The following is a 13,051-nucleotide window of genomic DNA, read 5'->3' on the forward strand; positions in this document are numbered from 1 at the left end:
CCGATGCCACCACCTGCGCCTGCGCAGGTCCCAACCGAGCGGGGCACCCAGCGCATGCGGATCGCCCCCTCGCGACAACCGACGGCCGAGCGCCCGATCCCACCGATGGCGCCGCCGCCGGTGGGTCCGCCCCCGACGCCGCCCGCGCCATTCGAGTCGCCGCCACCGGCGGAACAGGGAGACGAACAGCCCAAAAGCCGCGGCCTGATCGAGCGGGTGACCGACGCGACACGCAAACTGCGGGCGAGTCGCCCCAGCGTCCGCACCGAAGAGCCCAACACGACCTATCGGCTGCCGCTCAAGGCCGCGGCACGCACGGTCGGCGTCGACGCGTACCGGCTGGGACTCACCGCAGACGGGCGCGAACTACTCAGGGATATCTCGTTCACGGCGCGGCCGGGCACGCTGACCGCGGTCGCCGGCCCGTCGGCCGCCCGCAACTCGACGCTGCTCGGGGTGCTCGCCGGCACCAAGGGACCCAGCACCGGGCTGGTTGCTGTCGACAGCCACGACGTGTACGCCGAACCCGAATCCATGCGCACCCGTATCGGAATCGTGCCGCGAGAGGACCGAATTCACCGCCGGCTGACCGTCGAACAGGCGCTCAGTTACACCGCGGAACTGCGGCTGCCACCAGACACCTCCGGTGAGCACCGGCAGCGAGTGGTCGACCAGGTTCTCGAAGAACTCGAGCTGACTGCGCACCGCAAGACTCGGATCGGCAAACTATCGCCGGAGCTGAGCCGATGCGCATCGGTGGCGATCGAACTAATCACCAGACCCACGCTGCTGGTGGTCGACGAGCCGAGCGCCGGCCTGGATGCGACGCAGGAAGCGCACGTGATGTCGGTGCTGCGACGCCAGGCCGACCTCGGCTGTGTCGTCGTGCTGGCAACCACATCGCTGACCCACCTCGACATGTGCGACCAGGTATTGCTGCTCACGCCCGCCGGGACCATGGCCTTCGCCGGAGCTCCCCAGCAGATCGAGTCCGCGATGGGCACCGCCCACTGGGCGGAAGTTCTCGCGCGGATTAATGCCGATCCCGACGGTGCGCACCGCACGTTCAGCGCCCGGCAACAGGCACAAGGCCCGCCGGAACCGTCCGAGCTTTCCGAACCGTGGCCGCCGCCGCTAACGCTCACGATGACCCGGCAAGGCTGGTTGGTGGCGCGTCGGCAAGTACGGCTGCTGGTCGCCGATCCCGTCTACGCTCTGTTCCTGATCGCGCTGCCGTTTGCATTGGCGGCGTTAACTCTTTTGATTCCAGGTGATTCCGGCCTAGCCCGCCCCGGTGCACGCAGCCACAATCCGCACGAAGCCGTCGAGATTCTGGCGGCGCTGAACATCACCGCGGTGATCCTGGGTACCGCGCTGACCGTTCGCGAGCTGGTTGGCGAGCGACGCGTCTTTCGCCGCGAGCAAGCAGTCGGGCTTTCCACGTCCGCCTATCTGGCGGCCAAGATCCTCGTCTTCAGCGTCGCCGCGGCCATCCTGGCCGCCATCGCGTTCACCATCGTCATCGCCGACATGGGCAGGCCCGTGCACGGTGCCGTCTTACTAGAGAACGCCACCGCCGAGCTGTATATGAGCGTGGCGCTGACGGCCATCGTCTCGGCGATCGTCGGACTGGCACTGTCGACGGTGGGCAAGTCGCTGCGAAACGTTGTGCCACTGGTGGTGCCGGTGATCCTGGCGTCGCTGCTGTTCGCCGGCGGCCTGATCACGCTGGTGGGCACCTGGGGCTACGACCAGATCTCCTGGTTCATCCCGGCGCAGTGGGGCTTCGCGGCCTCAGCCTCGACCGTCGACCTACACCGGGTCGACACCCAGGCCACCGAGATCTTGACGTGGACCCACTACGCGGGCTGGTGGATGTTCGACATGACCGTGCTCGCCGTCTTCGGCGCGGCGTGGGCCGGTTTTGTCCGATTCCGGCTTCGGCCGCCCATCCGCGAAATTCGCAAGCGGCCACTACATCGCGAACAGCAGGAAGGCAGTGACCTTCCTCGGTGAGAAGTCGTTGTCGCTGACCAACACCACGGATTGACGGCCATCGGCCAACTTCGGTCCCAGCGTTATGCCTTCGATGTTGCCCAGTGGCGAGAGCCCCGGCATCGTGTTCATGTCGACGGCCAAGGATTTGGCCATCGGCGTCACCGCGACGCCGATGATCGACGGCATGTTCAATACGTTTGTGGCGGAGCCGATTTCGACACGATAAACCCGGATCTCCGGTGGCACGGCGATGGTCCGTTCCAGTACCAGGAACGCCGTGTCCGACAGCGCGACCAGATCCGAGACGCCGTTCTCGTCGACGGGCGGTGTGGGCGCGTCCATCGGATACGCGTATTGGGCGGTAGGCGTTCCGGTGGCGACGTCGAATTTGGTGAACCGGGTCAGGACCCGGTGCCCGTCGCCGGTCTCGGGTCCGTCGTTGTAGCCCGGTTCTTCCATTGCGGCGAACAGTGATTGGCCGTCGGGCGTCAGTGTCACCCCCTCCAGCGCCCGGTTACTCCGCGGTCCGGTCTGTTGCGCGGACACGGCCAGATTGGGCGGCAAGGTGAACTGGCCCAGATAACCGCCGTCGAGTGCCGCGGTCCTGATCCACGGGTCCAGCAGCACCGGGCCTTCGGGCAACCGCTCACCCTCTGAACTCCAATAGAGCCGTTGGCGGATGGGATCAAAGGCGATGCCCTCGGGGTCGGGAGGCACCACCGGTGGCGTGGTGCTCAACATCAATGGCCGAAACGGCTGACCCGACTGGTCCAGAAACGGGTGGATGCCAGTGATGGCGGCACGGTTAATTCCCTTGTCCGACAAGGACAATTGCGCGGTGTAGAACCGAGCGGGACTTTTCTCCGAGCGGTCGTCGCTGATCACGTAATAGAGCTGGCGTCCCGCGTCGTAGCTGATCGCCGACAACCCGCCGACCACCGTGTCCGCGAAGGTGGCGCCAAACGCGAGCTGCGCCTGACCGAGATAAGCCAGCACTGGTCGCGGCGTGTTCGACGGCGCCGGCGGGGGCGCCGAGTCGCAGCCGGCGAGCAGCCAGCCAAGGCACAGCACCGCCAGCGCCGGCAACCTGCCCAGCGCCGACGTCACATCGCCGCCGCGACGAGCAGACCGAGCAGATAGGTGGCCGCGACGGCGACCCCGCCGAACAACAGCTGCCGGCCCGCGGCCCACCACACCGGTTTGCGGGTATACCGAGCGGTCAGGCCGCCGGCGATCAGCAGACCGACCCCGCCGCATGCCAGGCCCAGCGCCAGGAATCCATATCCGAGCAGGTAAGGGATCAAGGGAACGACGGCGCCGATCGCGAACATGAAAAAAGACGCGAACGCGGCCAGCCGCGGCGAGGGCTTCTCGCTGGGATCCAGACCGATCTCCTGCACGAGATGGAAGTTGACCGCCCGGTTCTCGTCCCGGTGGATCTCGTCGGTCGCCGTCTCGGCCGTCTTTTTGCTCATGCCCATGTCGACGAGCATGTCGACGAGTTCGGCCCGCTCGGCGCTCGGGTGGCGGCGCAGGGCGCGGCGTTCCACGTGGGCCTCGGAGTCGATCTGCTCGTTCGAAGTGGTCACCGACGAGTATTCGCCCAGTGCCATGGAGAACGCGCCGGCGAGCAGGCCGGCGATGCCGCTGACCAGGGTGGTGTGGGCGCTTTCGCCGGCGGCCACCCCGGCGATCAGGGCGGTGTTGCTGACCAGGCCGTCCATGGCGCCGAAGGTGGCAGCTCGCAGCCAGCCTCCGCTGACATCGGGGTGGGTGTGACCGACGTCGTACGCCGGGTTCGGAGATGAGGTGTCGGGCTGTGACATGTCGCCATCTAATCGCGATCCGGTCGCGTGCGCACCGACCTTCCCCACAGCGCCACCACTGGTTATTCCCGCGACGCGGACGGCAGGTTACCGTCGGGTATGGCGCCTGACACGACGAACACTGCGGAATATCTGCGCAACGCCTTGGACGGGCGTTGGCGCGACGTGAAGAACCGGATGCGGGCCGCGATGACCGAGGACCTATTCCGCCCGCACTACACCCCGAACACGGTGATCGCACGCACCAAGGTTGCCGAGCAAATGCGGATCATGGCCGCGTTCGGTGCCGCCGCCGACTCGTTCCGCAAGGAACACGGCGGCACCGGCGACGTGGGCGCGGCGGTCACGATGATCGAGATGCTGGCGATGTCGGATCTATCGCTGATGGTGAAGGCCGGCGTGCAGTGGGGGCTGTTCGGCGGCGCCGTGGAGAACCTGGGCACCGAGCGCCACCACGAGACCTACGTGCCCAAAATCATCAGCCTCGAGTTGCGCGGCTGTTTCGCGATGACCGAAACCGGGCACGGCAGCGACGTCCAGTCGCTGGAGACCACCGCGACCTACGACCCCGAGACCGAAGAGTTCATCGTCGACTCCCCGACCCCGTCCGCCCGCAAGGACTACATCGGGGGCGCCGCCGAAACCGCAACCATGGCATCGGTTTTCGCACAACTGATCACCACCAAAGACGGCAAGCCGGTCAATCACGGCGTGCACTGCGTCTTGGTACCGATCCGCGACGCCGACGGTAACGACCTGCCCGGCGTGACGACGTCGGACTGCGACTACAAGGGCGGCCTGCCCGGTGTCGACAACGGTCGCATCATGTTCGACCACGTTCGCGTACCGCGCGAAAATCTGCTGAACAAGTACGGTGACGTCGCAGCCGACGGTAGCTACAGTTCGCCGATCGACAATGCCAACCGCCGGTTCTTCACGATGCTCGGCACCCTGATCCGCGGCCGGGTCACGGTCGGCGGTAGCGCGGGCAACGCCGCACGCGTCGCGCTGGATATCGCCACTCGATATGCCTTGCAGCGCAGGCAGTTCAGCGCGCCTGATGACGAAGATAGTGAAGTGCTGATTATGGACTACCTGGTGCATCAGCGGCGGCTGTTCCCGTTGATAGCCAAGTCCTACGCGCTGCAGTTCGCGCAGAATGAGCTGGTGGCCAAGTGTCACGACCTGCAGACGTCGGACTTCCCCGACGCCGAGGAACAGCGTGAGCTGGAATCACGGGCCGCCGGCCTGAAGGCGGCCAACACCTGGCACGCTTCGAAGGCCATTCAGGAAGCCCGGGAAGCATGCGGCGGCGCCGGCTACATGGCCGAGAACCGGTTGATCGCACTGCGAGCCGACACCGACGTGTTCACCACCTTCGAGGGTGACAATCACGTGCTGACCCAGCTGGTAGCCAAGGAGCTGTTGACCGCCTACGCCGACGACATCAAGAGTATGAGTCCGGTCGACTGGGTATGGTTTGCCGCCAACACCGTCGGCGATCGGGTAATGAAACGGACTGCGGCCGAGGCGATTATGCAAAGGATCGTCGACGCCCGTCAGGACAGCGAAGAAGAGGGCAGCCTGTTCAACCGCGGTACCCAGGTGAACATGTTCGAAGCACGCGAGGAATACCTGCTGTCCTCGGTCGCGCGGCGCCTACAGGGCAAGTCAAAGGAGATGTCGGCGTTCGACGCATTCAATGCGGTGCAGGACCACGTGCTGCACACCGCCAGCGCGCACATCGACCGGGTCGTGCTGGAAGCGTTCGTCGCCGGCATCGACGCGTGCGAAAATGCCGAAGCCCGTGAGCTGTTGGAGATCATCTGCGACCTGTACGCGCTGTCGGTGATCGAAGAGGACAAGGCCTGGTACATCGAGCACGGATATCTGTCCACCGGGCGGGCTAAGGCGGTCACCCGCGGAATCAACGACCGGTGCCGGGCGCTACGCCCGCACGCCGAGACCCTGGTCGACGGCTTCGGCATCCCGGAGCCGTTACGCCACGCCGAGATGCTGCACCCGGAAAATCTGACCGACTCCGACTGAGACTGAATCGCGGTCGGCTCAACCGGCTCCGACAGCCTGTTGGGCAGAAGTGCTCAACGGTCGGCGTACGTACCTGACCCACGTCAGCACGGCGGCAAAGACGTAGAAGGACAGGAAGATCCAGAACGCCGACGTCATGGTGCCGGTGCTGACATAGGACTGCCGCAGTGCCACGTTGATGCCGACGCCACCCAACGACCCAAAGCCGGCGACGAATCCGATGACGACACCCGAGATCAGGCGCGACCACTGCCGCTGTTCGGCTTCGCTCATATGCAATGTCTGGCTGCACGTTTCGAAAACCGTCGGGACCATCTTGTAGACCGATCCGTTGCCCAGCCCGGCCAAGGTGAACAAGGCGATGAAGCAGGCTACGTAACCGGCCATCGCCGAGCCGCTGACCGGACCCGCGTGCGGATCCTCGAGGGTGCCAACGGTGATCAACATCGCGGCGGACAGAATCATCGCGACGAAGACCGCGCACGTGACGCGTCCGCCGCCTATCCGGTCGGCCAGCCGGCCGCCGTACACGCGGGCCAGCGCGGCGAGCAACGGTCCGATGAAGGCTAATTCGGCGGCGTGCAGCGAGGCCTGGGAGGTGGCTTGTCCGCCGGCCACGAAACTGGTCTGCAGTACCTGAGCGAATGCGAACGAGAATCCGATGAACGAGCCGAAGGTCCCGAGGTAGAGCAGCGAGAGTAGCCAGGTGTCACGAGTGGAGACCACCGCGGACAGGATCGAGCGCAGCCGGCTCGGTTCCACTCGGTGCTGGGCGACGTTGTTCATAAAGAAGGTGGCGCCCACGCCCGCGGTGATCAACAAGACCAGATACAGGCCGCACACCCAGTACGGCTGCCGGTCGCCCGCGATGGCGATAACCACCAGTCCAGCGATTTGAATCATCGGCACCCCGAGATTGCCGATCCCACCGGCAATCCCCAGCGCCGCGCCTTTGAGTCGGTGCGGATAGAAAGAGTTGGCGTTGCTCGCCGAGGCCGCGAAGTTACCGCCGCCCATGCCCGACAGCGCCGCGCACACCAGGTAAGGCCACAGCGGCAGACCCGGATGAGCCAGCAACACCATCGCGCCGATCACCGGAATCACCAGCACGAACGCCGAGAACACCGCCAGGTTGCGGCCGCCGAATATTGCGGTGGCCACGGCATACGTCGGGCGCAGACACGCCCCGACCAAGGTGGCGGTCATGCCGAGCAGCAGCTTGTCGCCGGCAGAGAAGCCGTAGACCTCCCTGGGCATGAACAGTGCCATCACCGGCCACAGCGCCCAGATCGCGTAACCGAGATGCACGATGACGGCAGACCAGAACAGGTTGCGTCGCGCGATGGCGTTGCCACCCGCCTCCCAGGCCACCAGGTCTTCTGCGTCCCAATGGGACAGGTGACGAGATCTACCCACTCGTTTGACCATTCGAAGGATGTTGACTCGCCAATTGACTTGCAGGACGGCTGCTGCCGTCGATGAGGCGCGCGGCAATCCTTCGCCGTGCAGCAGCACCTGCGGTCCCATCACTCTCCTCACATCCGGGCGCTACACCGGCCTTCCAGGGTGCCAGGCCGGCAGGCGGGTAGCTGACATTGTCGGCCCGAAATTCCTGGTGAATTCCTGAAAAAATACTGGATGCATGCTCCGGGCCGGGCACTGCAATCGCTTCGATACCGAGACCGAATACGGCGAAATATCGGAACATTATGTGCGATAAACCTATTGGTGCGGAATCTTGCCGAGTGCCTGCAGCTTGCCGTCCGGCCCGATCTGGAACTTGACCGTCCCGATTCCCTTGGGACAGCAGGGTTCTTCGTTGCCCACCTGCCATTGATACTGCACCGTGACCACATCGTCGCCCGCGGGCAGCACGGTGATGTAGGGCTTGGGTTTTGGCGTCGGCGTGCCCAACGACCGGTTGTGGTCGAAGAATACGAGCTGCTGGGGAGTCGACTCGCTCGCGATGGTCGGAATCACCTGCACCCAGTACAACCTGCACTTCTTGGCGTGTCCGCGGGCGATCTCAACCCAGCTCGAGCCCGCAATCTCGACCGGAATCGACGCGATCGCCTGGCGCACCGTGTCGGCGCTCGGCCCGTCGGAATCTTTGCAGGTATCGGCCCGCGACGCCGCCGGTGTCGGGGGCTTTCCTCCGCAAGCCGCGGCCAACAAAACCAGAAAAATCACAAAGTGACGATGCACATTGTGAGCTTAGCGAAGACTGTGAATGTCCCATTTGTTTCGTCGGAACACCTGTTCTGATAGGGAATTTCGAAAGACCCGCGGGTAATCTGGCCTCAATCGCAGATCGATGCTGACCTGCGGTTACACGCTTGGCGACGGGCTTTTCCAGACACTTCACATATCAGTCTGGATCCGGTGAGAGGAAGCCGTAAAACGGCCGAAACATCGGACGCCCGACGCCGAAACATCCTTGTCGCACGATTTAGCGGATAGACCCTTGCGCGCTCGAAAGGAGGGAAGTAAGCGTGACTGCGGAGCACGGTCAGGACACCGTGAACAGCATGTGCGCTTACTGCGGCGTGGGCTGCGGCATGGTGCTTCAGATCACAACCGATCCCCAGAGCGACCGCCGTCACGTCGCGAAATCTGTTGGAAACAAGACTCACCCCGCCAACTTCGGCCGGCTGTGCACCAAAGGCGCAACCACCGCAGACATGCTGGCCGCCCCCGGGCGGATGGAGTCAGCCCATTGGCGCGCCGAGCGCGGCGAATCCCTTGCCCCGATCGATGTCGACGCCGCGATCACCCAGTCCGCGAAGCAGTTGCGCGCAATCGTCGACGAGCACGGCCCGGACTCCTTCGCCCTGTACGTGTCCGGGCAGATGTCGCTGGAAGCGCAGTACCTGGCGAACAAGCTGACCAAAGGATTCATCCGCACCAACCAGATCGAGTCAAACTCACGGCTGTGCATGGCCAGTGCGGGCTCGGGATACAAGCTGTCACTCGGCGCGGACGGGCCGCCCGGTTCCTATCAGGACTTCGAAAAGGCCGACGTCTTTTTCGTCATCGGCGCCAACATGGCTGACTGCCATCCAATTCTGTTCCTGCGCATGATGGAGCGTGTCAAGGCCGGCGCCAAGCTGATCGTGGTTGACCCGCGGCGCACCGCAACCGCGGAGAAAGCCGACCTCTTCCTGCAGATCTCATCCGGCGCGGACCTCGCACTGCTCAACGGGCTGCTGCACCTGATCGTCGAAAACGGCCACACCGACCCCGAATTCATCGCTGAGTTCACCGAGGGCTGGGAAGAGATGTCCAGTTTCCTCGAGCAGTTCACCCCCGACAACGTCAGCGAAACCACCGGCATCCCAGCCGAAGACATCCGTACCGCCGCCCGCTGGATAGGCGAAGCCGAAAACTTCATGACCTGCTGGACGATGGGGCTCAACCAAAGCACGCACGGCACCTGGAACACCAATGCGATCTGCAACCTGCACCTAGCAACCGGCGCGATCTGCAAGCCGGGCAGCGGCCCGTTCTCACTCACCGGCCAGCCCAACGCGATGGGCGGACGCGAAATGGGTTATATGGGGCCGGGTCTGCCGGGCCAGCGCGCGGTGACGTCGCAGGCTGACCGCGACTTCGTCGAGGACCAGTGGGGCATCCCCCGCGGATCATTGCGCAGCGAGGTCGGTACCGGCACCGTCGACATGTTCTCCCGCATGGCCAATGGGGAGATCAAAGCCTGCTGGATCATCTGCACCAATCCCGTTGCCAGCGTTGCCAATCGAAAGACGGTGTTGGCAGGCCTGGAGAGCGCGGAGCTGGTGATCGCCCAGGACGCGTTCTTCGAGACCGAGACCAACGGCTACGCCGACGTATTGCTGCCCGCCGCCCTGTGGACAGAGTCCGAAGGCGTGATGATCAACTCCGAGCGCAACATGACGCTGTTCCAGCCGGCCGTTCGGGCGCCCGGCCAGGCGATGCCGGACTGGCAGATCATCGCCCGCATCGCTTGCGAGATGGGCTTTTCGGATCACTTCAACTATGACTCCGCCGAGGACATATTCGAGGAGATCAAGGGATTCTGGAACCCCAGGACCGGCTACGACCTGCGCGGCGCGAGCTACGACCTGCTGCGGCAGACGCCGCTGCAGTGGCCGTGCCCACCCGGGAGCACCGACGACCGCAACCCCATTCGCTACCTGAACGACGGTGTCAGCCAGACCCGGATGGTCCGCGAGGACGGCAGCGCGCCGCGGCTGGTCTTCCCCACCGCGAGCGGTCGTGCCATGTTCTTCGCCCGGCCGCACCTGTCGCCCGATGAGATGCCGGACGACGACTACCCGTTCCTGCTCAACACCGGGCGCCTGCCGCACCAATGGCACACGATGACCAAGACCGGCAAGGTCGCCAAACTCAACAAGCTCAATCCCGGACCGTTCGTCGAAATCCATCCTGAGGATGCCGCGCGGCTCGAGATCAGCGATGACGATCAGGTCGAAATCGCTTCGCGCCGTGGCCGTGCCGTGTTGCCTGCGGTGGTCTCGGACCGGGTGCGGCCGGGCAATTGCTTTGCGCCGTTCCACTGGAACGACGCCTTCGGCGAATACTTGTCGATCAACGCCGTTACCAACGACGCGGTGGATCCGGTGTCCTACCAACCGGAGTTCAAGGCGTGTGCGGTCACCATCACGAAGATCGCCGCCACCACTGCGGATTTCGTCACCGAGCCCGCACCCTCGGCGGCCACCCACACTGCGGCACCCGCACCTACGGAGGTTACGGAAATCAGCTTGTCCCAAGTTGACGCCATCGCCGAAATTCTCGGTGTGGCAAACGAACCGACTCCTGTGCTCGGCCCGCTCGGCCGCAGCTACCTTGCCGGGGTGCTAGCCGGATTGCGCTCGGAGGCCGGTCGGCGCGCCGTCGGAGTGCCGACCCTGCCGCTCAACGCCCCGCTCGACACCACCACCCGGCTGTGGGTGGACGGCCTGCTCGCGGGGATGTTCGCGCGTACTGAAGTGCCTGCCTCGATGCCCACGGTAGCGCTGGCATCGGGCGCCATCGAGGCGCCGGCGCAGCCGCCCAAGCCCCCGCGAGCCGAGGCCAAGCCGAAGCAAGCTCCGGTGGTGGTGTTGTGGGCCTCGCAGACTGGCAACGCCGAGGAACTCGCCGCCGATATCGTCGCCCAGCTCGGCGCGGCCCAGCTGCCCGTCGTGCTGCACGGCATGGACGACTTCCCGTTGGCCGACTTGCCGACAACCCAAGAGCTGCTGATAGTCACGAGCACCACCGGTGACGGCGAAGCACCCGACAACGGCACCGGACTGTGGCGGACGCTCAGCGGAGACGGCGCACCGCAGCTCACCAATACCCGTTACGCCGTCCTGGCCCTGGGGGACTCCAACTACGACGACTTCTGTGGATACGGGCGCAAACTCGACGAACGGCTGGCGGAGCTGGGCGCGACCCGCATGGTCAACCGCGTCGACTGCGAGCCCGATTTCGAGGAAGCCGCCGGCAGCTGGCTGGGCGCAGTGATCGAGGCGCTGACGCGCACGCCCACCCGGGTCGGCCAGGGCGGCAACGCGCCGGCGCCCGCTACGTCCGCGCCGCGTCCGGCAACCCGTCCCGAGACACCGACCTACAACAAAAAGCGCCCGCTGGTCACCGACATGATCCGCAACACCACGCTGAGTGGACCGAGCTCCGCAAAAGACGTGCGGCAGATCGTATTTGACCTCTCCGACGAGACCGCCAGCTATGAAGCGGGCGACGCGCTCGGGGTGTGGCCGCGCAACAGCGACCAGCTGGTCGACGAATGGCTGTCGGTCACCGGACTGGACGCGCAGACACCGGTCGAGGTGGGCGAACACGGCCTGATGTCGTTGCGCTCCGCGCTCACCGAACGAATCGAGATCGCCCACATCAGCCGGGACCTGGTGCGGTTCGTGCAGGAGCGCACCGGCAACGCCAAACTCGCACAGCTGCTGAGGCCGGAACACAAAGCCGAGCTGAGCAATTGGATCTGGGGACGCCAGTCCGTGGACCTACTGGCTACGCTGCCGGTCGCCGCATCGGCCCACGAGTGGCTGAGAGTCCTCAAACGCCTTCAGCCGCGGCTGTACTCGATATCGTCGAGCCCCAAAGAGTGCCCGGGGGAAGTTCATCTGACCGTCTCACCGGTGCGCTACAACTACCAGGGCGTCCCACGGCGCGGGGTCTGCTCGACCTACCTCGCCGACCGCTCCCCCGGCGATCGAGTCGCGGTCTATCTACAGCAATCGAGCAATTTCCGGCCGCCGAGTGAGTCGGACACGCCGATGATCATGGTCGGCCCCGGGACCGGTATCGCGCCGTTCCGCGGCTTCCTGCAGGAGCGCCGAGCGCTCGGCCACACGGGGGCCAATTGGCTGTTCTTCGGCGAGCAGCACGCCGAGACCGACTACTACTACCGCGACGAGCTCGAGCAGATGCGTAACGACGGGGTGCTCAACGAGTTGGACCTCGCGTTCTCCCGGGACCAGACCGAGAAGGTCTACGTCCAGCACCTGATGCGCAAGCGCGGGGCCCAGCTCTGGAGCTGGTTGCAGGACGGCGCACAACTCTACGTCTGCGGCACCGCCGACCCGATGGCCAAAGACGTCGATCGAGCGCTCTGCGACATCGCGGCCGAGCACGGCAACCTCGACCCGGACGCGGCCACGGCTTACGTCCAGTCGCTGAGCGCTGATAAGCGCTACCACCGCGATGTCTACTGAGTCACCTTGCTAAACCCGTAATACGGCCGAAACGCGGCACACCCGCGGCCGAAACATCGCTGTCGCACCATGTGCTCAACAACTTGGTGCGTACTCGATGAAGGGGTGCCCACATGGCAACCGAGGACCGACTGGGCGACCATGAATCGCCGCTGGCGCAAGTCGCCTGGGCAGGGTTGCCCGTCAACTTGGATTGGGCGTTCTCCCAGGCACAGCGCGACAAGGTTTACACGCAACACCTGACACGTGAGCGCTGGCGCGCGCTACGCACCCAGGCACGCGAGCGCGACGCCGCCGCGGACTTGCAGCCGCTCGATGCCGAGGCGGGCTAGGGCGGCAGCCGATCCCCTCAATTCGCGTGGCGTGACCTGGCTGGGGACTGGATCGAATGACACGAATCCGAGGTCCCAGGGGCACTATCGTGATGCTCGCCGAGAAACTGAAGAA

8 protein-coding genes are annotated in these 13,051 nt (G+C 65.1%); 4 read left to right on the top strand and 4 right to left on the bottom strand.

Annotated elements, in window-relative coordinates; genetic code table 11:
- Window positions 1–2,016, top strand: a 2,016-nt coding sequence (locus tag DB708_RS22320) for an ATP-binding cassette domain-containing protein (RefSeq protein ID WP_235616896.1), incomplete at its 5' end; no start/stop codon positions are given.
- Here DB708_RS22320 and DB708_RS22325 read toward each other — a convergent pair.
- Complete coding sequence (locus DB708_RS22325) at window positions 1,975–3,105, bottom strand: esterase-like activity of phytase family protein (RefSeq protein WP_108925668.1); 1,131 nt, start codon at window positions 3,103–3,105, stop codon at window positions 1,975–1,977. The genes DB708_RS22320 and DB708_RS22325 overlap by 42 nt on opposite strands.
- A complete protein-coding gene (locus DB708_RS22330) occupies window positions 3,102–3,824 on the bottom strand; it encodes a VIT1/CCC1 transporter family protein (RefSeq protein WP_108925708.1) in 723 nt (240 codons plus the stop codon). Before DB708_RS22330 ends, DB708_RS22325 begins: the two co-directional genes overlap by 4 nt.
- Before the next feature lie 99 nt (window positions 3,825–3,923).
- Here DB708_RS22330 and DB708_RS22335 point away from each other — a divergent pair, with 99 nt between their 5' ends.
- Entirely contained in the window at window positions 3,924–5,873 is a 1,950-nt protein-coding gene (locus DB708_RS22335; protein ID WP_108925669.1) for an acyl-CoA dehydrogenase family protein, read from the top strand.
- Between the two features lie 18 nt (window positions 5,874–5,891).
- On the opposite strand, the gene DB708_RS22340 is transcribed toward DB708_RS22335, so the two are convergent.
- On the bottom strand, window positions 5,892–7,289 hold the full coding sequence (locus DB708_RS22340) for a nitrate/nitrite transporter (RefSeq protein WP_235616899.1): 1,398 nt from the start codon (window positions 7,287–7,289) through the stop codon (window positions 5,892–5,894).
- A gap of 306 nt (window positions 7,290–7,595) precedes the next feature.
- Window positions 7,596–8,063, bottom strand: coding sequence for an LppP/LprE family lipoprotein (locus tag DB708_RS22345; protein ID WP_108925671.1), 468 nt, complete (start codon window positions 8,061–8,063; stop codon window positions 7,596–7,598).
- Window positions 8,064–8,401: 338 nt separating this feature from the next.
- Between DB708_RS22345 and DB708_RS22350 the strand changes: the two genes are divergently transcribed.
- Complete coding sequence (locus DB708_RS22350) at window positions 8,402–12,604, top strand: bifunctional nitrate reductase/sulfite reductase flavoprotein subunit alpha (protein WP_108925709.1); 4,203 nt, start codon at window positions 8,402–8,404, stop codon at window positions 12,602–12,604.
- A gap of 113 nt (window positions 12,605–12,717) precedes the next feature.
- Window positions 12,718–12,936 carry a hypothetical protein gene (locus DB708_RS22355; protein WP_108925672.1) on the top strand — a complete coding sequence of 73 codons (219 nt, stop codon included), beginning with the start codon at window positions 12,718–12,720 and terminating at the stop codon, window positions 12,934–12,936.
- The last annotated feature ends 115 nt before the right edge of the window (window positions 12,937–13,051 follow it).

The organism is Mycobacterium montefiorense, from assembly GCF_003112775.1.
GTDB lineage: Bacteria > Actinomycetota > Actinomycetes > Mycobacteriales > Mycobacteriaceae > Mycobacterium > Mycobacterium montefiorense.